The following is a 21,340-nucleotide window of genomic DNA, read 5'->3' as shown; positions in this document are numbered from 1 at the left end:
CATGTAAACACCCTTGCATCATGGGCGTGTGGGCGCTGAGGTTGGCGCCTGGCGTGGCGCCGGTGGCTTGGTGTTGTGCGGTCATGTGCTATTCCAGAAGGGGCCTCTGCGGGCCTGTGTCTGCGGTGATGAGCCTTGAGCTTGATGGCGCCATTCTACACATAAGCGGCGTGGCGGGGGAGGTCGGGGATCACACCCCTCCGTGTAGGCAGAGGCATCAGCCGGGTGAGCTGCGTTCAGTTGCGGCAGGCGGCGGCGGGATCGCATAATGTGCCTCTTGCACGCATCAGAGGGAGTCGCGATGAAACTGGACGCAGAGATAGAGCACCTCGCCATCGAGCTGGGACGGGCCCTTGGCCAGCGAGGCTGGCTGGCGGCCACCGCCGAATCCTGTACCGGCGGCGGGGTGGCCACGGCCATCACCGATATCGCGGGCAGCTCAGGCTGGTTTGATCGCGGCTTTGTCACCTACACCAACGAGGCCAAGCAGCAGATGCTGGGGGTGAGCGACGAGAGCCTGGAGCAGCACGGCGCGGTGAGCGAGGCGGTGGTGCTGGAGATGGCCCGCGGCGCGCTGGCTCACTCGTCGGCTTCCATCAGCGTCGCCATCAGTGGCATCGCCGGCCCCGGCGGCGCCACCGAGGGCAAACCGGTCGGCACCGTCTGGTTTGCCTGGGCCGACTGCAACGGCCGCCACCACTCCCTGCTGGCCCGTTTCGACGGGGATCGCCGGCAGGTGCGTCAGCAGGCGGTGAGACAGGCCTTGTCGGGTCTGTTGGCCCTGCTCAGATAAATTGGGCTTGATACTGTATGAATAGACAGTATACTTAGCCCAACTTCATTTTTATTCACGATTTCCAGCGGAGATTGGCATGGATCAGAACAAACAGAAGGCACTGGCGGCTGCGCTGGGTCAGATTGAAAAGCAGTTCGGCAAAGGTTCCATCATGCGTCTGGGCGACAGCAAGACCATGGATATCGAAGCCATCTCCACCGGCTCCCTCTCTCTGGACGTGGCGCTGGGGATCGGTGGTCTGCCGTGCGGTCGTATCGTCGAGATCTACGGCCCGGAATCTTCCGGTAAAACCACGCTGACCCTGCAGGTGATCGCCGAAGCCCAGAAGAAGGGCAAGACCTGTGCCTTCGTCGATGCGGAGCACGCACTCGACCCCATCTATGCTGCCAAGCTGGGCGTCAACGTCGACGACCTGCTCATCTCCCAGCCGGATACCGGTGAACAGGCGCTGGAGATCTGCGACATGCTGGTGCGCTCCAATGCAGTTGACGTCATCATCGTCGACTCCGTGGCGGCCCTGACCCCGAAAGCGGAAATCGAAGGCGAGATGGGTGACTCCCACGTTGGCCTGCAGGCTCGTCTGATGTCTCAGGCGCTGCGCAAGCTGACCGCCAACATCAAGAACGCCAACTGCCTGTGCATCTTCATCAACCAGATCCGGATGAAGATTGGCGTCATGTTCGGCAGCCCGGAGACCACGACCGGTGGTAACGCGCTCAAGTTCTACGCCTCCGTGCGTTTGGATATCCGTCGTACCGGCGCCATCAAGGAAGGTGACGAAGTGGTTGGTAACGAGACCCGCGTCAAGGTAGTGAAGAACAAGGTGGCCCCTCCCTTCAAGCAGGCCGAATTCCAGATCTTCTACGGTGCCGGCATCTCCAAAGAGGGCGAGCTGGTGGATCTGGGCGTCAAGCACAAGCTGATCGACAAGGCCGGTGCCTGGTACAGCTACAACGGCGAGAAGATCGGTCAGGGCAAGGCCAACGTCATGAAACTGTTCGCCGAAAACAAGGCGCTGGCTGGCGAAGTGGAAGCCAAACTGCGCGAGTTGCTGCTCTCCGGCGCCGCGCCGGTGGAGGAGAAGCCCTCCGCTGCCGAGTACGACGAATTTGAAGCCGAAAACGAACAAGAGTTCGAATAAGAGCGAAAGGAAGGCCGGGTTGATACCCGGCCTTGTCATTTATGGTTGATGAATCCGTTACCGAATCGGTCGAGCCCGCCGAACCGAGCTTTGCAGAGCAGCTGGCGGCCGCCCGTGCCTACGCCATGCGCAGTCTGGCCCGTCGCGAGAGTGCCGAGTCGGAGCTGGCCAGACGGCTGCGCCAGCAGGGCTATCAGGAAGAGGTGATCGAGGCGGTGGTCGACTACTGCCGCGGTTACAACTGGGTCAATGACGAGCGCTATGGTGCCATGGCGGTGCGGGCGGGTGCCGCCAAGGGGCATGGCCCGCTCAAGATCCGTTTCGAGCTGCGCCGCAAGGGGCTGGACGATGGCCAGATCGATGCCGCCTTCGAGCAACCCGAGCTGGACTGGTTCGAACTCGCCTTTGCGCTGCTGGAACGACGGGCCAACATAGCCGACTTCAAGCAGCGGATGAAGTGGCTCAAGTATCTGCTGGGGCGCGGCTTTAGTCAGGATCAGGCACGTTACGCCATCTCCGCCCTGCAGGAGCGGGAGGAGTAGAACGGCGATGTTTGTGCTGGGATCTTGAGATGATTCGAGAGACGAGGCCCCATCGCCGCACACCCGCTCTCTTCATTTCCGGTTTGCCGGCGCCTGGTCGCCGGTTTCCACCGGCCGACCAGGCCATTATGACGCCTGTACAAGATTTTCCCTGCCTGTTCATAGGCTTGTCAGTGCAGATTGACGAAAGCCGGGTTCTCCCTGTCTTGACCCTCTTTTCATGCCGCTTTTTCTCCTGTTGATGGTGAAAAAAGCCGCGGTTGGCAGCGGGGCGCTTTTCCAGCCCGTTTATGTGCGCTTTTTCGCCCGTGGCGGCCCTGTCCGTTTTACTTTACCCCGCAGAAAACTTACATTAATGCGGTTAAAAGTCCGTATTCGAATCAAGCAGGATTTTCCATGTATATGTCCACGTCTGAGATACGCGCTGCGTTTCTCGAGTATTTCCGTTCCCAGGGGCACCAGGTTGTCTCCTCCAGCTCGCTGGTACCGCATAACGACCCGACCCTGTTGTTTACCAACGCGGGTATGAACCAGTTCAAGGACGTGTTCCTTGGCGCAGACAAGCGTGCCTACAACCGCGCGACGACCTCCCAGCGTTGCGTGCGTGCCGGTGGTAAGCACAACGATCTGGAAAACGTCGGCTATACCGCTCGTCACCACACCTTCTTCGAGATGCTGGGCAACTTCAGCTTCGGCGACTACTTCAAGCAGGATGCCATCAAGTTTGCATGGGGCTTCCTGACCGAGGTGCTGCAACTGCCGAAAGAGCGCCTGCTGGTGACCGTCTACGCGACTGACGATGAAGCCTTCGATATCTGGGAAAAAGAGGTCGGTGTGCCGGCCGATCGCATCGTGCGCATCGGTGACAACAAGGGCGCCCCGTACGCTTCCGACAACTTCTGGGCCATGGGCGATACCGGCCCGTGCGGTCCCTGCACCGAGATCTTCTATGACCACGGCGATCACATCTGGGGTGGCCGTCCCGGCTCACCGGAAGAGGATGGCGACCGTTTCATCGAGATCTGGAACGTGGTCTTCATGCAGTTCAACCGTCAGGCTGACGGCACCATGGAGCCGCTGCCGCGTCCGTCCGTGGATACCGGCATGGGTCTGGAGCGTATCTCCGCCATCATGCAGGGGGTGCACTCCAACTACGAAATCGACATCTTCCAGGCGCTGATCAAGAAAGCGGCCGAGATTGTTGGCACCACCGATCTGAGCAACCAGTCCCTGCGCGTCATCGCGGACCACATCCGCTCCTGCGCCTTCCTGGTGGCTGACGGCGTCATGCCGTCCAATGAAGGTCGCGGCTACGTGCTGCGCCGCATAATCCGCCGCGCCGTGCGTCACGGTCGCAAGCTGGGCGCTACCGATGTCTTCTTCTACAAACTGGCTGCCGAGCTGGCGGTGCAGATGAAGGATGTCGCTGCCGAGCTGATCGCCCAGCTGCCGCTGGTCGAGCGCGTGCTGCGCATCGAAGAGGAACAGTTCGTCCGCACTCTGGACCGCGGTCTGCTGCTGCTGGAAGACGCTCTGGCCAACCTGGGCGATGCCAAGGTCATTCCGGGCGAAGTGGTGTTCAAGCTGTATGACACCTATGGCTTCCCGGCCGACCTGACTGCCGACGTGGTGCGCGAGCGCGAGATCGGCATCGACGAAGAGGGCTTCAAGGCCGAGATGGAGAAGCAGCGTGCTCGTGCCAAGGAAGCATCCAGCTTCGGTGTGAACTACAACGAGATGCTCAAGCTCGACTTCGAGACCCCCTTCACCGGTTACAAGACCCTGACCGAGCGCACCCGCGTGGTCGGCATCTACAAGGGTGTGGACGAGGTGAGCGGTCTCATCGCCGGTGACGAAGCTGTCATCGTGCTGGAGCAGACCCCCTTCTACGCCGAGTCCGGCGGCCAGATCGGCGACAGCGGTACCCTGAAAGTGGACGACGGCATCTTTGCCGTGACCGATACCGTTAAAGCGGGCAAGGCGATCATTCACAAGGGTTACATGGAGCTTGGCACCCTGGAGAAAGGGGCAGAGGTCGAGGCCGTGGTCGATGGTGACCGTCGTCAGGCCATCGCCCTGAACCACTCGGTGACTCACCTGCTGCACGCGGCCCTGCGTCAGGCGCTGGGCGAGCACGTGACCCAGAAGGGCTCTCTGGTGGGGGCCGAGCGCATGCGCTTTGACTTCTCCCACTTCGAGGGGATGACTATGGCGACCATTCGCCGGGTCGAGGAGCTGGTCAACAACCAGATCCGAGCCAACCACGAAATCATCACCCAGCTGATGGGCCTGGAAGAGGCCAAATCGGCCGGCGCCATGGCGCTGTTCGGTGAAAAATACGAAGACGACGTGCGCGTGGTGCGCATGGGCGACTACTCCACCGAGCTGTGCGGTGGTACCCACGCCAAGCGCACCGGTGACATCGGCTTCTTCAAGATCATCGCCGAGAGCGGCATCGCCGCCGGCGTGCGCCGCATCGAAGCAGTGACCGGCAAGGCCGCCATCGACTTCATGCATCAGGTTGGCGAGCAGATCGAAGAGGCTGCCGCGCTGGTGAAGGGCGATCAGTTCAGCATCGCTGACAAGGTTCGCCAGGTGCTGGACAAGGCAAAGATGATGGAACGTGAGCTGGAGCAGCTCAAGGCCAAGCTGGCCGCCCAGGCCGGTAACGACCTGCTGGGTCAGGTCATCGAAATCAAGGGTCAGAAGGTGCTGGTTGCCGCGCTGGAAGGGGCCGATCCGAAATCCCTGCGCGGCATGCTGGACGAACTGAAGAGCCAGATGAAGTCCGGTGTGGTGCTGCTGGCCACCAGCGGCGAGGGCAAGGTCAACCTGATCGCGGGCGTCACCAACGACCTGACCGGCAAGGTCAAGGCCGGTGAGCTGGTCAATCTGGTGGCCCAGCAGGTGGGTGGCAAGGGCGGTGGTCGTCCCGACATGGCCCAGGCGGGTGGTACCCAGCCTGAGGCAGTGCCGGCGGCCCTGAAATCCGTACACTCCTGGCTGGAAGAGCGCCTGTAATCGGGCGAGGTGATCTGTGGCACTCTATGTACAGAAGTACGGCGGCACCTCGGTCGGCACGCTGGAGCGGATCGAGGCGGTAGCTGAGCGGGTCGAACAGACCCGCGCCCAGGGACATGACGTGGTGGTGGTGGTCTCCGCCATGTCGGGCGAAACCAACCGGTTGCTGGGCATGGCCCAGCAGCTGGATCCTGATGCCAACCGGCGCGAGATGGATGTGCTGGTCTCCACCGGTGAACAGGTCACCATAGCGCTGCTGGCCATCGCGTTGAACAAACGCGGTTGCCCCGCGGTCTCGATGACCGGTGATCAGGTTCGCATTCACACCGATTCCGCCTATGGCAAGGCGCGCATCACCCACATCGACACCGACCGGGTTCAGGCTGAACTGGGCGCGGGCAAGGTGGTGGTGATCGCGGGCTTCCAGGGGCGTGATGAGCACAATGCCATCACCACCCTGGGGCGCGGTGGCTCCGACACCACGGCGGTCGCCGTGGCGGCGGCCATCAAGGCCGATGAGTGCCAGATCTTTACCGACGTGGACGGGGTCTATACCACGGATCCGCGCATTGAGCCCAAGGCGCGTCGTCTCGACACCATCACCTTCGAGGAGATGCTGGAGATGGCCAGCCTGGGTGCCAAGGTGCTGCAGATCCGTTCGGTGGAGTTCGCGGGCAAGTACCGCGTGCCGCTGCGGGTGCTGTCGAGCTTTGTCGAGGGAGAGGGAACGTTAATCACATATGGAGGTGAGAGGATGGAAGCTCCCTTGGTATCCGGGATAGCGTTCAATCGCAACGAAGCCAGCCTGACCATTCTGGGTGTGCCGGATCGGCCCACCGTGGCAGCGCAGATCCTGAATCCGATCAGCGACGCCAACATTGATGTTGACATGATAGTGCAGAACACGCTGGGCGATGGCACCGCTGATTTCACCTTCACGGTGAATCGCGATGACTATCGCCGGGCGCGCGCCTTGCTGGAGGAGACCGCCAGCGAGCTGGGGGCCGCCTGCGTGCAGGGCAACGGTGAGATCGCCAAGGTTTCCATCGTCGGAGTCGGGATGTGGAACCATCCTGGCGTCGCCCGCACCATGTTCAAGGTATTGGGCGAGGAGGGGATCAACATGCAGTTGATTTCCACCTCTGAAATCAAGATATCCGTGGTGATTGACGAGAAGTACCTGGAGCTGGTAGTGCGTGCCTTGCACGCCGCTTTTGGGCTGGATCAGGAGCCTCATGAGCAGCCCTTGGGAAACAATCCCTGATTGATTTAGTTTCAACCATTTACCATATCGGTATCTTTGTAAGATAATGTCGCATATCGATATAAATACAAAACAGGATACAGGAGCAAGCGAATGCTTATTTTGACTCGTCGTGTAGGGGAAACCCTGATGATTGGTGACGAAGTGACTGTCACCGTGCTGGGCGTGAAAGGCAACCAGGTTCGTATCGGCGTGAACGCACCGAAAGAAGTTTCCGTGCACCGCGAAGAGATCTATCAGCGCATCCAGGCCGAGAAAGTTCCGGGTCAATCCGGCTTCTAAGCGGCATCAATGGCTGTGACAAGGCGACACCTCATGTGTCGCCTTTTGTTTTTTCGGGGCGCCGAAAATGGCGCCGCAGGGGGCGAAAGAGCGGGATAAGTGCCGATATTGCTTGAATATTCCACGCTTTGACCAAATACCGAGCGAACGCGCTTTTTTCTCCAAAAAAGTGTTTGACTAAAAATCCCTGTGAAGTATTATCAGCCCCGCAAACGGAGAGGTGGCCGAGAGGCTGAAGGCGCTCCCCTGCTAAGGGAGTATGCGGCTTATACCCGCATCGGGGGTTCGAATCCCCCCTTCTCCGCCATTTGCGCCCGTAGCTCAGCTGGATAGAGTACCTGGCTACGAACCAGGTGGTCAGAGGTTCGAATCCTCTCGGGCGCACCATATTAGACTCACGATGAGTCATGTATTGGCAATCAGCAAGCCGGTACAACTGAAAAAGGCTTACTGTTGAGTAAGCTTTTTTTATCGCTTTAAATCAGGGCGCCCGTAGCTCAGCTGGATAGAGTACCTGGCTACGAACCAGGTGGTCAGAGGTTCGAATCCTCTCGGGTGCACCATTTAAAGCAAAATCAAAAAGTTTATGAGCGCCCGTAGCTCAGCTGGATAGAGTACCTGGCTACGAACCAGGTGGTCAGAGGTTCGAATCCTCTCGGGCGCACCATTTTGAAAGCAGTACCAAAAGTTGATGAGCGCCCGTAGCTCAGCTGGATAGAGTACCTGGCTACGAACCAGGTGGTCAGAGGTTCGAATCCTCTCGGGCGCACCATACAGACAGCCTCGACTTCGGTCGGGGCTGTTTTTTTATATGGCCGCTCCGGCTATGGGATACGACTTGGGTGGCTTGATACTCGTCTCTTCACCTCTTCACCTCTTCACCTCTTCACCTCTGTGGTTTCGCTGCTGAGATCGCGCTTCACCCATCCTGGTGGCAACCCGCAGCCCCGTGACAAGGGCGTCCACGCCAGCATGACGGGCGTTTGGCGCCTCTCCCTGCCCACTGCGCCAACTTTCACGCTATCGCGCCCTGTGCGCATCCCTTGGTTCTTGGTCAACCCATGTGCCACCTCCCGCTGATAAACCCGCTCAGAGGCGGGCAGAGGCGGTTTGCAGGCAATAAAAAAGGATGCCGCAGCATCCTTTTTCATCCCCGCAGTCCGGGTATCAGCTTTTCAGCCATTTGCGAATGCGGTTGGCATCGCCGATGGGGGTGCGTTTGCCCACCGAGTTGAGCAGCACTATGGCCAGCTCCTGATTGTCCGGCTTGGCCCGCATCAGCAGGCAGCGGCCCGCTTCGTCGGTATAGCCGGTCTTGGAGAGGCGCACGTCCCAATCCGGGTTCTTCACCAGCGGGTTGGTGTTGTTGAACATCAGGCTGTAGGCCGGCGTGCGAAAGCGCATGTCCTTGCTGGTGTCCTGGGTGAACTCGCGGATCAGCGGCTGGCGATAAGCCGCCGCGATGAGCTTGGCCAGATCCTGGGCGGTGGAGACGTTGCGGGTCGACAGGCCGGTGGAGTCGTAAAAGCGGCTGCTGCGCATGCCCAGCTGCTTGGCCTTGTTGTTCATGGCGCGGATGAAGGCGGGACGGCCCCCCGGGTAGTGGCGGGCAAGCGCCGAGGCCATGCGGTTTTCAGAGGACATCAACGCCAGATGCAGGGCATCGCGGCGGGTCACCTGGGTGCCCATGCGGACCCGCGAATAGGTGTGCTTGATGGCGTCTCTGTCGTTCTGATCGATGGTCAGGGTCTGGCCGAGATCCTGGCGGGCGTCCAGCACCACCAGCGCCGTCATCAGCTTGGTGAGGGAGGCGATGGGGCGCACCTGGGTGGGATTCTTCTGGTAGAGGGTCTTGCCCGTTCTGACATCCATCACCAGTGCGCTGCTCGATTGCAACTGCAGTTTGGCCGGGTTGGGGGCAGCCAATGCTGCTGGTAGTCCCAGCAGTCCAACCAATGCATAAACCAGCGCCATAGCGCTAACCCGACACCGCATACTACCGACTCCATTCACGTCGAAAAAAAGGCGCTAGATTCACTCATTTTTACCCTCGCTTGACAAGAGTGCCAGCGGGTAAATCACCATTATTTCGCTAAAAAAAGGGCCATCTCGCGATGACCCTCTCTCTTTGCCTCAATCCCGTGGCGCACTGGCTTTGCGTTTGCTCAGCCAGCGCCAGATCAGCGCAATCAAACCGCCGACCAGCAGCACGATCGGCAGGCAGAGAATGATGCTGAGGAACTGGGACTGGTACTCGGCCGCCAGCTTGGTGTGGCTGAGGAAGTAGCCGAAACCGACCAGCGGGCAGATCCACATGATGGAGCTGACCAGATTGACGATGAGAAAACGCCCCTGGGGCAGTTCGGTGGCACCGACGATATAGGGGTAGGCGGTACGCACGAAGGCGATATAGCGGGCGGTGATCAGGGTCACGATGCCGTATTTGTCCAGCAGGTAGTAGACCTTCTGCTGGTGCTTCTCTTCCACATGGGACAGCAGCCGGTGGTAGAGCTGGGTGTGGCCCAGGAAACGCCCCTGCATGTAGCCGAGCCAGGTGCCGACGAAGGTGGCCAGGATCAGCAGCGGGATCACCCCGAGGGAGAGCACGTCCTGATAGATGAGCACGCCGGTCAGGATCAGCAGGCTGTCGCCGGGCAGAAAGGCGGTGGGGATGAAGCCGTTCTCCAGCACCAGAAAGGCCAATAACACACCGCAGACCATGAAGGCCATCTTGGGATCGGATAGCGTCACCAGATCCTGATGCATAAAGGCGTGGGCCAGTTGGTAAAACTGTTCCATAGTTGCAAACTCCGCAGGTTAGCTGGGTTGATCAAGCAAGGGCATGGCAAGCACCTTGTCGATGCGCAGACCATCCATGTCAACGATTTCCAGTTGCCACTGTTCCAGGGTGACCAGGTCTCCCGTCTGGGGAACACGACCAAGGAGCAGCATGATAAGCCCTCCGAGGGTGTGATAGTGATGTTTTTCTTCCTCCGGTAGCCGAACCAGTCCCAGGCAGTCCTTCAATTCCGGCAGCGGAATGAGGCCGTCGAGCAGCCAGCTGCCGTCGGTACGCTGAAAAGCCCAGTTGTCGTCGCCATCTTCCTGCTGGAAGTCACCGGCCAGGGTTTCCAGCAGATCCTGCTGGGTCACCAGCCCCTGCAGCTCGCCATATTCGTCCACCACCAGCACCATGTGTTCGGCATGGGTGCGGAAGTGGTTGAGCAGCTCGAGGCCGTTGAGGGTTTCCGGCAGCAGGCTGCCGTCCTGGGTCAGGGCTGCCAGATCAATGGGCTCACCCTTGATATAGGCGTGCAGCACCCTGCTGACGTTGATGATGCCCACCAGTTCCGACAGGCTGCCATCGCAGACCGGGAAGAAGCTGTGGCGATACTCCACCAGCCGCTGCAGGTTCACCTCCAGCGGCAGGGCGAGGTCGAGATAGCGGATGTCGCTGCGCGGCACCATCAGCGAGGAGAGGCTGCGCTCGTCGAGCCGGAACACATTCCGTAACATAGTGTGCTCGTGATCTTCGATAATCCCCGCTTCGGAACCCTCCACCAGCATGGCGTGGATTTCCTCCTGGGTCACGTGGGCGCTGCCATCCTGGCTGACTCTCAGCAGCCGCAGGCTGGCCTTGGTGGAGGCCGACAGCAGCCAGACGAAGGGACGGGTGAGGGCGGCCAGCCACAGCATGGGGCGGGCCACCAGGCAGGCGATGCGCTCGGCACTGATCTGACCGAGCCGCTTGGGCACCAGTTCGCCGATGACGATGGAGAGATAGGTGACCACTACTATGACCAGCACGGTGGCGATGAGGCCGCTGCTCTTGGGGGTCATGCCCCACTCCTGCAGCCAGAGCGCCAGCGGCTGGGCCAGCAGGGATTCGCCGTAGATACCGTTGAGCAGACCAATACTGGTGATGCCGATCTGCACCGCGGAGAGAAAATGGGTGGGATCTTCGCTCAGCTTGAGCGCGATGGCGGCGGAGCGGCTCCCTTCGCTGGCCATCTTGCTGAGGCGTGCCTTGCGTGCGGTGACGATGGCGATTTCCGACATGGCGAAAACGCCATTGAGCAAAATCAATCCAAACAGGATCAATATTTCCATACTGCGGCAGCACTCCTAGTTGAAAGATCGCTGGCAGTGTAATGAATTTGGGGGCGCTGCGCTTGTGAAAGCGGGTGATTTGGCTCGCTAATTTTGCATGACAACGCGCGAAATGAGGGGGAATGGTGGCGGGCGGGCAACAAAAAGCCCCCTGCAGGAGGGGGCTTTTGCGAGGAGGATGCCGACTTACAGCGCGGCGATCTCGGCCTGCTGGGCTTCCAGCTTGGTCAGTTGGAGACGGTAATCTTCCAGCTTCTCGCGCTCCTTGGCGATGACCGCTTCCGGCGCCTTGGCGACGAAGGCCTCGTTGCCGAGCTTGCCTTCGATACGGCCACACTCGCCCACCAGACGGGCTACCTCTTTGGCCAGACGGGCCAGTTCGGCATCCTTGTCGATGAGACCAGCCATCGGGATCAGCAGCTCGGTGGCCCCGATCAGCTTCTTCACCGACAGCGGAGCGGCTTCACCTTCGCCAAGCACGCGGATGGATTCCAGACGGGCCAGCGACTTGAGGAAGGCCTCGTTGTCGGCGGCACGCTCGGCATCCTTGGCATCGCACTGGAGCAGCACGTTGAGCGGGACGCTCGGCGCTACGTTCATCTCGGCGCGGATGTTGCGGATGCTGACGATGAACTCCTTCACCCACTCCTGATCCGCCATCGCGGCGTCGTCCACCTTGGCGGCGTCGAACTCCGGGAAGGCCTGAATCATGATGGTGTCGGCGTGTACGCCGGCCAGCGGGGCGACCGATTTCCAGATGGTCTCGGTGATGAACGGGATGATCGGATGTGCCAGACGCAGCAGGGTTTCCAGCACGGTCACGAGGGTGTGGCGGGCAGCGCGCTGCTCGGCTTCGGAACCCTTGGTCAGCACCGGCTTGGTCAGCTCCAGATACCAGTCACAGAACTGGTTCCAGATAAATTCGTACAGCACACCGGCCGCGATATCGAAGCGGTAGGTGTCGAGGGCGGTACGGAAGTCACGGATGGCCACCTGCAGCTGGGACTGGATCCAGCGATCCGCCAGACTGAACTGCATTTCTCCACCGGCAAAGCCACAATCCTGATCTTCGGTGTTCATCAGCACGTAGCGGGAGGCGTTCCACAACTTGTTGCAGAAGTTGTTGTAACCATCCAGGCGCTTCATGTCCCAGTTGATGTCACGACCGGTAGAGGCCAGCGCCGCCAGGGTGAAGCGCAGGGCGTCGGTACCGTGGGCCTCGATCCCTTCCGGGAACTGCTTGGCGGTACGCTTGCCGATCTTCTCGGCCATCTGCGGCTGCATCATGTTGCCGGTACGCTTCTCCAGCAGGTCTTCGAGGCTAATGCCGTCGATCATGTCGAGGGGATCCAGCACGTTGCCCTTGGACTTGGACATCTTCTGGCCTTCTTCGTCACGGATGAGGCCAGTGATGTAGACGGTCTTGAACGGCACTTGCGGCTGGCCGTTTTCGTCCTTGATGAAGTGCATGGTCATCATGATCATCCGGGCGATCCAGAAGAAGATGATGTCGAAGCCGCTCATCAGCACGTCGGTCGGGTGGAAGGTCTTGAACGCCTCTGTGTTGTTCGGCCAGCCCAGGGTGGAGAAGGTCCACAGGGCGGAGCTGAACCAGGTGTCGAGCACGTCTTCGTCCTGACGCAGCACGGTCACGGACGGGATGCTGTGCTTGGCGCGCACTTCATCCTCGTTGCGACCCACGTAGACGTTGCCGGCATCGTCATACCAGGCCGGGATGCGGTGACCCCACCACAGTTGACGGGAGACGCACCAATCCTGAATGTCGCGCATCCAGGAGAAGTACATGTTCTCGTACTGCTTGGGCACGAACTGGATGCGGCCATCTTCCACCGCCTCGATGGCTGTCTTGGCCATGGGCGCCACGCGCACGTACCACTGGTCGGTCAGCATCGGCTCGATGGGCACGCCGCCGCGATCGCCGTAAGGCTGCTGCAGCACGTGATCCTTGATCTCGGCCAGGAGGCCCAGCTCGTCCAGCTTGGCAACGATGGCCTTGCGGGCGGCAAAGCGCTCCATTCCGGCGAACTCGGTCGGCAGGGCGGCGTCATAGGCGGTGCTGGGGTTGCCGTTGCTGTCGACCACTTCGGCCTCGGCGCGCACGTGGGCGTCCAGGGTGAAGATGTTGATCATCGGCAGGTTGTGGCGCTTGCCCACTTCGTTGTCGTTGAAGTCGTGGGCCGGAGTGATCTTCACGCAGCCGGTGCCCTTCTCCATGTCGGCGTGTTCGTCGGCGACGATGGGGATCAGACGGTTCACCAGCGGCAGCAGAATGTGCTGACCGATCAGCGCCTTGTAGCGCGGGTCTTCCGGGTTCACCGCGACGGCGGTATCACCCAGCATGGTTTCCGGACGGGTGGTGGCGACGATCAGGTGATCCTGGCCTTCGGCGGTCTTGGCGCCGTTGGCCAGCGGGTAGCGCAGGTGCCACATGTGGCCCTTGATCTCGCGGTTTTCCACTTCCAGATCAGAGATGGCGGTATTGAGCTTGGGATCCCAGTTCACCAGGCGCTTGCCGCGGTACATCAGGCCATCTTCGTAGAGACGGACGAACACTTCCTGCACGGCGCTCGAGAGGCCTTCATCCATGGTGAAGCGCTCGCGCTCCCAATCCACGGAGTCGCCCAGACGGCGCATCTGGCGGGTGATGGTGCCACCGGACTCTTCCTTCCACTGCCAGATCTTGTCGATGAAGGCTTCCCGGCCGTAATCGTGGCGGGTCTTGCCCTCTTCTGCGGCGATCTTGCGCTCAACCACCATCTGGGTGGCGATACCGGCGTGGTCGGTGCCCGCCTGCCACAGGGTGTTCTTGCCCTGCATGCGGTTGTAGCGGATCAGGGTATCCATCAAGGTTTGCTGGAAGGCGTGACCCATGTGCAGGCTGCCGGTGACGTTCGGCGGCGGGATCATGATGCAGAAGGAGTCTTTGCTGGTGTCGCCGTGGGGCTTGAAGTAGCCCTGAGCTTCCCAGTGCTGGTAGAGCGCCTGTTCGATGGCGTTGTGATTAAAAGTCTTTTCCATGGTCTCGCCGTAATCTGGATGGATGGATTCTGGTGTTGATTCGTGGTGGATCACAGGCGGCGCGGTCAGGGCTGCGCCGGATCCGGTGCGGCAAGGACGGGCTGATCCCTCATCTCGAGGGCGTGGCCTGCCTGGCGATAGTGCTTGTAGCGCTCGCGGGCTTGCTGCTTTTGCGTTTCGTCAGTGGGGACAAAATCTACCACTTGAGCGAAGTGTCCTGCAAACAAAGGTGTCTGTTTGGCCAGATTGATGAGACGGGCGTAGCGCCGTCGTGGCGGCTGGTGGCCGATCTCCACCGGTGCCTGGCCGCTCTCACCTTGCAACTGGTGCGGCACGAAGCGCTCCGGCGGCAGCTGCCACAACAGCTCGTCGAGGCGCAGGGCCTGAGCCTCATCGTCGCAGAACAGATAGAGGTGGCCCGCCCCCCACGACTCGGCCGCAAGGCTGCAGGCGAGTCGCTCGACGGCAGAGGACTGCGCGTCATCCTGTTCGCTCATCAGGTAAAAGGTCACTTGGCTCATCAGGTTGATCCCGTTTGCGGTGACGGATAATTGACCGCCGGTAAGGGCGGGCAGGGGGTATTCCTGCCCACCCTCAATGAAACAAGGAAGAGGCGGGCCTCTTCCTTGTGGTGCAGGGCAACTTCCGCTCGCCCGATGGCATCGCCGGGCGAGGTGTGGAAATTACTCCTTCTCTTCGATGTCCACCCCTGACCGGTTCAGCAGGAACTGGGTCAGCAAGGGCACCGGACGCCCGGTGGAGCCTTTCTCCTTGCCACTCTTCCAGGCGGTCCCGGCGATATCCAGGTGGGCCCAGTTGTACTTCTTGGTGAAGCGTGACAGGAAGGCGGCGGCGGTGATGGTACCGGCCGGACGACCGCCTATGTTGGCCATGTCGGCAAACGGACTCTCCAGCTGTTCCTGATACTCGTCGAACAGCGGCAGACGCCAGGCGCGATCACCCGCCTGCTCGGAGGCGTTGAGCAGCTCGTGGGCCAGCGGGTTGTGATTGGCCAGGAGGCCCGTGGTGTGGTGACCCAGGGCGATGATGCAGGCACCGGTCAGAGTGGCCACGTCGATCACGGTTTCCGGATCAAAGCGATCCACGTAGGTCAGCGCATCGCACAGCACCAGGCGGCCTTCCGCATCGGTGTTCAGCACTTCGATGGTCTGGCCGGACATGGAGGTGAGGATGTCGCCCGGACGATAGGCGTTGCCACCCGGCATGTTCTCGCAGCCTGCCAGCACGCCGATGACGTTGATGGGCAGCTGCAGCTGGGCCAGGGCGTGCATGGTACCGAGCACGGAGGCGGCGCCACCCATGTCGTACTTCATCTCGTCCATGCCGTCGGCCGGCTTGATGGAGATGCCGCCGGAGTCGAAGGTCAGTCCCTTGCCGACCAGCACGATGGGCTTGGCATCCGGATGACCCTTGTATTCGATGATGGCCATCATGGCTTCGTTGTCGGAGCCGCGGGCCACCGCCAGGTAGGAGTTCATGCCGAGCTCGGCCATCTCCTGCTCGCCGATCACCTTGGTGGTGATGTTGTCGAACGCATCGGCCAGACGACGGGCCTGGGAGGCGAGATAGGCCGGATTGCAGACGTTGGGCGGCATGTTGGCCACGTCGCGACAGACGCGCACCCCTTTCGCCACGGCCAGGCCGTGGGCGATGGCTTTTTCACCAATGGTCAGTTCCCGACGCGTCGGCACGTTGAACACCAGCTTGCGCAGCGGACGGCGCGGCTCGGCCTTGTTGGTCTTGAACTGGTCGAAACTGTAGAGGCCCGCCTTGGTGGTTTCCACCGCTTGGCGCACCTTCCAATAGGTATCCCGTCCCTTGACGTGCAGCTCGGTCAGGAAGCAGACCGCTTCCATGGAGCCGGTTTCGTTGAGGGTGGTGATGGTCTTGTTGATGATCTGCTTGTATTGGCGTTCGTCGAGTTCCCGCTCCTTGCCGCAACCGACCAGCAGCACGCGCTCGCTGAGCACGCCCGGTACTTGATGCAGCAACAGCATCTGGCCTGGTTTCCCTTCTAGGTCGCCACGGCGCAGCAGCGAGCTGATGTAGCCATCGCTGATCTTGTCCAGCTGTTCGGCAACCGGAGAGAGGCGACGCGGCTCGAATACGCCGACCACGACGCAGGCACTGCGTTGCTTCTCAGGACTGCCACTCTTTACACTGAACTCCATGGAATCTCCTACATCCTAAAGACAAAAGGCACCTTTTATTGAATAATGCGGTGCTTGTTGGGGTATCAGAGGCGGAGCGAACAGGCACTGGCCCCGCAGTTCAAACTGGTAAAAATCCAATATACGGCCCTATTTTTCAGGCATTCGACTAAAAACACAAGTTTACTTGGGAATGACTGTGATCGTTTTCCGATATTTGTTCAGGGAAACCCTGAAAACCCAGCTGGCGGTATTATTCGTGCTGCTGCTCATCTTCGTCAGCCAGCAATTCATCCAGATCATCGGCGATGCCGCCGATGGTGAGGTGCCGACGCGCCTGGTCTCCACCCTGCTGCTGCTCAACCTGCCGAATATGGCCCTGTTGATGCTGCCCATCAGCCTGTTTTTGGCCATCTTGTTCGCTCACGGGCGCCTCTACGCCGAAAGCGAGATGACGGTGATGCATGCGGTAGGCTTCAGCCACCGTTTCGTGATGCGCAGCGCCATGGTTCTGGCCTTGCTGACGGCGGCCGTCGCAGCCTTCAATACCGGCTGGATTGCCCCGCAGGCCAAAGAGCGCGAGTACCAGGTGATCGACGAGTTCAAGGCCGATCCGGGTATCTCCTTCCTGCAGGCCGGCCGCTTCATGGAGCTCGACAAGGGGCGCCTGGTGGCTTACATCCAGGACCTGAACGACAAGGGCTCCAAACTGCAGAAGATCTTCGTGTTGCAGCGCTCCCAGGATGGCAAGCCGCCGTCGGTGGTGGTGGCGACCGAAGGGGTGGTCACGGTCGACAGCAACGGCCTGCAATGGCTGACCCTGAAGGATGGCTCCCGCTACGAGGGGCACTTCAATACCCGCCAGTTCCAGATCTCCGAATTCGACGAGTACAGCCTGGTGATCCGCCAGCAGGAGATGGAGCGCTCCAACCGCAAGGCGGCGGCCAAGCCAACCATGGAGCTGCTGGGCACCCAGGACAACCAGCTGATGGCCGAGCTGCAGTGGCGCCTGTCACTGCCGCTCTCCATCCTGGTGCTGACCTTCCTGGTGGTGCCGCTGGCGCGGGTCAACCCCCGTCAGGGCCGCTATGCCAAGCTGTTGCCGGCCATCCTGCTCTACCTCTCCTACTTCCTGCTGCTCAGCGCCGCCCGTTCAGCCATCGACAGCGGCCGGCTGCCGCACTGGCCCGGCATGTTCCTGGTGCCGCTGGTCTATCTGCTGCTGATCGGATTGCCGCTCAACCTGCAGGGCACCAGCTGGTGGAACGGGGTCAAGACCCTCTATTTCAAGAGAAAATCGGCATGATGTTGCCATCTGGGAGTCTCTACTGATGTTTGGCATTCTCGATAGACATGGCGACCGGGTCATTTTGATGTCGCCCCCGCTCCATAGGTCTGTATTTGAGGAAAAAATCAGCATGATGCTGCAACAGGGGGGGCTCTGCTGATGTTTGGCATTCTCGATAGATATATCGGCCGGGTTATTTTCATGTCGGTCCTGTTGTGCGAACTGACCCTGGTCGGGCTGGCGGCGCTCATCAAGTACGTGGAGCAGCTGAAGTCGGTAGGGGAAGGCAACTACGACATGCTCAGCGCCCTCTACTATGTGCTGCTCTCCATGCCGAAAGAAGCGGTGCTCTTCTTCCCGCTGGCGGCCCTGCTGGGCGGCCTCATCGGTCTGGGCCAGCTGGCGACCAGCTCGGAACTGGTGGTAATGCAGGCGGCGGGCCGCTCCAAGATCAGTATCGTGATGGCGGCGCTCAAGACCGCCATCCCGCTAATGATCCTGGTGGGGCTGATGGGGGAATACGTCGCCCCCATCACCAAGCGGATGGCGGACGACATCAAGGCGGGTGCCTTGTCGGAAGGGCGGCTGACTGTATCGGCTTACGGGGTGTGGGCCCGTGACGGCAACAACTTCGTCAACATCAACGGGGTGCGCAATGATGGCGCGCTGACCGGTATCACCCTCTATCGCTTCACCCCGGAGCGCAAGCTGATCGATATCCTGCAGGCCCGGGAAGGGGTATTCGAGCAACATCACTGGCTGCTCAAGCAGGTGCAGGTGACCCGTTTTGACGATCCCAAGCAGATCCTGAGCGAGACCCAGCCCCAGATGGAGTGGAGCTCCGAGCTTACACCCAAGCAGCTTGGGGTGGTGAGCGTCGATCCAGAAAACCTGCCGGTGGCGGGACTGCTGGATTACATCGGCTATCTGGATGCCAACAAGCAGGATGCCGGTCGTTACAAGCTGGAGATGTGGCGCAAGCTGTTGTCACCGCTCTCGGTGGTGGCGATGATCCTGCTGGCCTCCTCCTTCATCTTCGGCCCGCTGCGCTCGGTCAGCATGGGGGCTCGGATGCTGATGGGGATCATGACCGGCTTTGCCGTCTACGTCAGCGATCGGGTGTTCGGTCCCGTCAGCCTGGTGTACGCGGTGCCACCGATCCTGGCAGCCATAGCACCGAGCCTGCTGTTTGGCGGTATCTCCTTCTATATTCTGAGCCGCAAGCAGTAGCGACCTGAAAGGGGGGGGGCTGCTGACAAAGGCGGCCATCGCTCCTGCTGCACTGCGGTTTGGCGGCATCTCCGTCCATATCCTGAGCCGCAAGCAATACGCGTCGGCCAGCAAAAAGGGCACCCTGGGGTGCCCTTTTTCGTTGCCGCCTTTTGGGATCAGCGATTGAGCTGTTCCAGATTCTCCTGTTTGCCCAGCACGATCACTTCGCACTCGGACCAGATGTCCTGAAATGCGCGAGGTGACTTGCGGTTGAACAGGCAGAGCAGGTTGCCGAGGCCAAAGGCCGCCGTTGCCAGCCGGATCAGCGCCTGGGTGATGCGGATGTTGCTGCCGTCAGCATTCTGGATGCGCAGACGCCAGGCGCGCATGCCGATGGTCTGGCCGGCGCGGGTCCAGAACCAGGTGTAGAAACCGCAGATGACGAGGGCGAGCCAGGCACTGTAGACGGGGCTGGTCAGCAGCCAGGAGGCGTCTTTGCCCTCGGGGACGCTTGCCATGCCGGTGGCCAGCAGCAGATGGGCTACCCCCATCCCGATAAAGCCGGCGATGATCAACAATGAGATGACCACCAGATAGTCATAGATCAGGGCGCCGAGCCGGCGCAGCAGACCGGCGGAGGGGTGACGCTGGGTGGGAGGAGGGGGAGTGGTCGGTTGGACGGGTTTACGCTTGGCCATCGTTCTTATTCCATTAATATGATGCGGGCATTCTATGTAACTGACCTTGCCTCGGCAAGGCGTTGAATAAATGAGCAAACGACTGTGAGCACAAGAAAAACACCTTGCATGCCCAAGCGCCATTCGTATAATCCCTCGCAGTTGCCCGGGTGGCGAAATCGGTAGACGCAGCGGATTCAAAATCCGCCGGTGAATAACCGTGTCGGTTCGAGTCCGACCCCGGGCACCATTAGAATTCAATGACTTAAGGCCATCCTAACGGATGGCCTTTTGTTTTTCTGTGACCCAGTGGCGGCAAAATGGCGGCAGGCATTTAGATGATCGGCGCAAACCCATGCTCGATTCTTCTGTCCAGTGGCTCAGTTAATCACAATTCCAAGTGTGTCCTACCCATTTTTTTTTAGCCTTCTGTTAGAATGTTCCCCCGTCTTGAGCATCCAACTGAGATTTTTTCGTGACAGTAAAAGAGTGCCCCGATCAGCCTGATTGGAAAAGCCTGGAGTTGGAAGACCTGAAGGGCCTTGGGGTAGAGAAGAGGCTTCCTGCGATTGAGCAAGAGCCGCCGGCTGCTACTCAAGAAGATGCAGTTGCGGTGTTGGTAAGTAAGTTTGGTTTTGTCGGCAACGAAGCATCAGTGATGATGGCTACACCAGTCGGTGATATTCAGGTGTGTCGGGACTCTTTACCGCACATTGTTGAGAAAAGGCCGCATGCCAGAGAACGTTACGTTAATCATGCTATCGCAACTTTGCAGAATCCCTTTGAGGTTTGGGAGGTTGCTTATGACGACGGAAGCTATCGGTATGCCTTTATAGGTACCTTTGAAGAACGAAACATGATGCTGGTTGTTGCCACAATTACACCAGATAAGATCTTGTGGAACTTCATGCAAAGTGAAGCAAAATCGATGAACAAGCATAGACATGGCAAGCTGGTGTATGCTCGTCATAAATGAAAAGAGGCAACCTAAGGTTGCCTCAATTTTGAGCTTTCATTCTGCTTGTACTTTGTACTCACCCAAGCTGGTGAGGAAAGGTCTCACCCTCACAATGCAGTTGGACATTCCGGGGTTCCTCTATCGGTCATTGCCCCAACTGGCCACCGACTTTGCGCTTTCGAATACAACATTATTAAAAAATGAGGAATGCGTCAAGAATTTGTAGGCGGTTTCCGCCTAGTTGGATGGGGCTTTTGGTTACAAATTTTCTACATTTGTATTTCAGCGATAGATAGAAATGCTTCACTCGTGAAATTCTGGATCCTTGCCAAAATTGCCCGCCAAGCCTTACCACATAAGGCTTAACAGCTTTTTCCTTGTGGTCGCACCAGATCCACTGCGCCGACACAGATCCTCACGAAAAGTAGCATCAACCTGTTTAAACTCAATTGGTTACGCTTTTTGCACCGCTTGATGGGTGTGATCAAACTGCCTCAAAACGATCATCAAATGACGTTTTGTGAAATTCTGAATTCCCCCCAAGAACCCAGCCACGGCGCGGGTTAGACGATGGATTTGCACCATTTTACTTGTGCAAAAAACGCCACATTTTTAGCCCGAAGGTGGGGGGGGAGGAGTGCGGATTCCGTGAGCGGCGCGTTTCCTCCGTCGCATCTGGGCTGCAGGGCTGGGGGCTGGCCACAAAAAAGCGACGCAGGTGCGTCGCTGTCGTGTGCGGTGTGATGGTGGGCGGGTTACTGGCCGGCGCCCCATCCCATCTTCTGGAATGCCTTGGCGGCGATGGCCAACAGTTCGTCGTTGTTGGCCTGGGGGAGCAT

Annotated in this window: 16 protein-coding genes and 6 tRNA genes; 15 read left to right on the top strand and 7 right to left on the bottom strand. The window is 59.7% G+C overall.

The window, feature by feature from the left end:
- Positions 1-301 precede the first annotated feature (301 nt).
- The 11 genes from pncC to CAK78_RS19310 all read left to right on the top strand — a co-directional run bounded on the left by pncC (position 302) and on the right by CAK78_RS19310 (position 7,818).
- Complete coding sequence (gene pncC, locus CAK78_RS19360) at positions 302-793, top strand: nicotinamide-nucleotide amidase (protein ID WP_010636081.1); 492 nt, start codon at positions 302-304, stop codon at positions 791-793.
- Between the two features lie 79 nt (positions 794-872).
- The gene (recA, locus tag CAK78_RS19355; RefSeq protein WP_005305178.1) at positions 873-1,937 is read left to right on the top strand and encodes a recombinase RecA; all 1,065 of its coding nucleotides are present in this window, start codon (positions 873-875) and stop codon (positions 1,935-1,937) included.
- A gap of 41 nt (positions 1,938-1,978) precedes the next feature.
- A complete protein-coding gene (locus CAK78_RS19350) occupies positions 1,979-2,479 on the top strand; it encodes a regulatory protein RecX (protein WP_094698349.1) in 501 nt (166 codons plus the stop codon).
- 396 nt (positions 2,480-2,875) lie between these two features.
- Positions 2,876-5,500, top strand: a complete 2,625-nt coding sequence (gene alaS / locus CAK78_RS19345; protein WP_094698348.1) for an alanine--tRNA ligase — start codon at positions 2,876-2,878, stop codon at positions 5,498-5,500.
- 16 nt (positions 5,501-5,516) lie between these two features.
- Entirely contained in the window at positions 5,517-6,764 is a 1,248-nt protein-coding gene (locus CAK78_RS19340) for an aspartate kinase (RefSeq protein ID WP_094698347.1), read from the top strand.
- Between the two features lie 93 nt (positions 6,765-6,857).
- The gene (gene csrA, locus CAK78_RS19335) at positions 6,858-7,046 is read left to right on the top strand and encodes a carbon storage regulator CsrA (protein WP_005305164.1); all 189 of its coding nucleotides are present in this window, start codon (positions 6,858-6,860) and stop codon (positions 7,044-7,046) included.
- Positions 7,047-7,260: 214 nt separating this feature from the next.
- A tRNA-Ser gene (locus CAK78_RS19330) sits at positions 7,261-7,353 on the top strand.
- Between the two features lie 3 nt (positions 7,354-7,356).
- Positions 7,357-7,433, top strand: a tRNA-Arg gene (locus tag CAK78_RS19325).
- Between the two features lie 99 nt (positions 7,434-7,532).
- Positions 7,533-7,609 (top strand) — tRNA-Arg (locus tag CAK78_RS19320).
- Between the two features lie 27 nt (positions 7,610-7,636).
- A tRNA-Arg gene (locus CAK78_RS19315) sits at positions 7,637-7,713 on the top strand.
- Positions 7,714-7,741: 28 nt separating this feature from the next.
- Positions 7,742-7,818 (top strand) — tRNA-Arg (locus tag CAK78_RS19310).
- Between the two features lie 395 nt (positions 7,819-8,213).
- Here the strand turns inward: CAK78_RS19310 and pbpG are convergent.
- The 6 genes from pbpG to pepA form a co-directional block, all read right to left on the bottom strand.
- A complete protein-coding gene (gene pbpG, locus CAK78_RS19305) occupies positions 8,214-9,041 on the bottom strand; it encodes a D-alanyl-D-alanine endopeptidase (protein ID WP_094698346.1) in 828 nt (275 codons plus the stop codon).
- Between the two features lie 138 nt (positions 9,042-9,179).
- Complete coding sequence (locus CAK78_RS19300; RefSeq protein ID WP_054543502.1) at positions 9,180-9,845, bottom strand: DedA family protein; 666 nt, start codon at positions 9,843-9,845, stop codon at positions 9,180-9,182.
- A gap of 18 nt (positions 9,846-9,863) precedes the next feature.
- Entirely contained in the window at positions 9,864-11,156 is a 1,293-nt protein-coding gene (locus CAK78_RS19295) for a hemolysin family protein (RefSeq protein ID WP_094698345.1), read from the bottom strand.
- 186 nt (positions 11,157-11,342) lie between these two features.
- On the bottom strand, positions 11,343-14,195 hold the full coding sequence (locus CAK78_RS19290; RefSeq protein WP_094698344.1) for a valine--tRNA ligase: 2,853 nt from the start codon (positions 14,193-14,195) through the stop codon (positions 11,343-11,345).
- 65 nt (positions 14,196-14,260) lie between these two features.
- The gene (locus tag CAK78_RS19285; RefSeq protein WP_094698343.1) at positions 14,261-14,716 is read right to left on the bottom strand and encodes a DNA polymerase III subunit chi; all 456 of its coding nucleotides are present in this window, start codon (positions 14,714-14,716) and stop codon (positions 14,261-14,263) included.
- Positions 14,717-14,878: 162 nt separating this feature from the next.
- Positions 14,879-16,387, bottom strand: a complete 1,509-nt coding sequence (pepA, locus tag CAK78_RS19280; RefSeq protein ID WP_005305141.1) for a leucyl aminopeptidase — start codon at positions 16,385-16,387, stop codon at positions 14,879-14,881.
- A 172-nt stretch (positions 16,388-16,559) separates the two neighbouring features.
- On the opposite strand from pepA, the gene lptF reads away from it, so the two are divergent.
- Both lptF and lptG read left to right on the top strand, forming a co-directional pair.
- The gene (gene lptF / locus CAK78_RS19275; RefSeq protein ID WP_017765325.1) at positions 16,560-17,672 is read left to right on the top strand and encodes an LPS export ABC transporter permease LptF; all 1,113 of its coding nucleotides are present in this window, start codon (positions 16,560-16,562) and stop codon (positions 17,670-17,672) included.
- Between the two features lie 141 nt (positions 17,673-17,813).
- Complete coding sequence (lptG, locus tag CAK78_RS19270) at positions 17,814-18,884, top strand: LPS export ABC transporter permease LptG (RefSeq protein ID WP_094698342.1); 1,071 nt, start codon at positions 17,814-17,816, stop codon at positions 18,882-18,884.
- 158 nt (positions 18,885-19,042) lie between these two features.
- Here lptG and CAK78_RS19265 read toward each other — a convergent pair whose 3' ends face one another.
- The gene (locus CAK78_RS19265; protein ID WP_005305129.1) at positions 19,043-19,564 is read right to left on the bottom strand and encodes an RDD family protein; all 522 of its coding nucleotides are present in this window, start codon (positions 19,562-19,564) and stop codon (positions 19,043-19,045) included.
- 143 nt (positions 19,565-19,707) lie between these two features.
- Between CAK78_RS19265 and CAK78_RS19260 the strand changes: the two genes are divergently transcribed.
- Positions 19,708-19,793, top strand: a tRNA-Leu gene (locus tag CAK78_RS19260).
- Positions 19,794-20,018: 225 nt separating this feature from the next.
- On the top strand, positions 20,019-20,519 hold the full coding sequence (locus CAK78_RS19255) for a PBECR2 nuclease fold domain-containing protein (RefSeq protein ID WP_254924830.1): 501 nt from the start codon (positions 20,019-20,021) through the stop codon (positions 20,517-20,519).
- The last annotated feature ends 821 nt before the right edge of the window (positions 20,520-21,340 follow it).

The sequence above is a fragment of the Aeromonas sp. A35_P genome (assembly GCF_002259925.1).
Taxonomy (GTDB): domain Bacteria; phylum Pseudomonadota; class Gammaproteobacteria; order Enterobacterales; family Aeromonadaceae; genus Aeromonas; species Aeromonas dhakensis.
This window is presented reverse-complemented; position numbering and strand designations above follow the sequence as displayed.

Excerpts from the sequence above, each read along its gene's own strand:
- CAK78_RS19290 (WP_094698344.1), bottom strand. The coding sequence starts at position 14,195 with ATGGAAAAGACTTTTAATCACAACGCCATCGAACAGGCGCTCTACCAG.
- recA (WP_005305178.1), top strand. The coding sequence starts at position 873 with ATGGATCAGAACAAACAGAAGGCACTGGCGGCTGCGCTGGGTCAGATT.
- pepA (WP_005305141.1), bottom strand. The coding sequence starts at position 16,387 with ATGGAGTTCAGTGTAAAGAGTGGCAGTCCTGAGAAGCAACGCAGTGCC.
- lptG (WP_094698342.1), top strand. The coding sequence starts at position 17,814 with ATGTTTGGCATTCTCGATAGATATATCGGCCGGGTTATTTTCATGTCG.
- pbpG (WP_094698346.1), bottom strand. The coding sequence starts at position 9,041 with ATGCGGTGTCGGGTTAGCGCTATGGCGCTGGTTTATGCATTGGTTGGA.
- lptF (WP_017765325.1), top strand. The coding sequence starts at position 16,560 with ATGACTGTGATCGTTTTCCGATATTTGTTCAGGGAAACCCTGAAAACC.
- CAK78_RS19295 (WP_094698345.1), bottom strand. The coding sequence starts at position 11,156 with ATGGAAATATTGATCCTGTTTGGATTGATTTTGCTCAATGGCGTTTTC.
- CAK78_RS19265 (WP_005305129.1), bottom strand. The coding sequence starts at position 19,564 with ATGGCCAAGCGTAAACCCGTCCAACCGACCACTCCCCCTCCTCCCACC.
- CAK78_RS19300 (WP_054543502.1), bottom strand. The coding sequence starts at position 9,845 with ATGGAACAGTTTTACCAACTGGCCCACGCCTTTATGCATCAGGATCTG.
- CAK78_RS19285 (WP_094698343.1), bottom strand. The coding sequence starts at position 14,716 with ATGAGCCAAGTGACCTTTTACCTGATGAGCGAACAGGATGACGCGCAG.
- pncC (WP_010636081.1), top strand. The coding sequence starts at position 302 with ATGAAACTGGACGCAGAGATAGAGCACCTCGCCATCGAGCTGGGACGG.
- alaS (WP_094698348.1), top strand. The coding sequence starts at position 2,876 with ATGTATATGTCCACGTCTGAGATACGCGCTGCGTTTCTCGAGTATTTC.
- csrA (WP_005305164.1), top strand. The coding sequence starts at position 6,858 with ATGCTTATTTTGACTCGTCGTGTAGGGGAAACCCTGATGATTGGTGAC.
- CAK78_RS19350 (WP_094698349.1), top strand. The coding sequence starts at position 1,979 with ATGGTTGATGAATCCGTTACCGAATCGGTCGAGCCCGCCGAACCGAGC.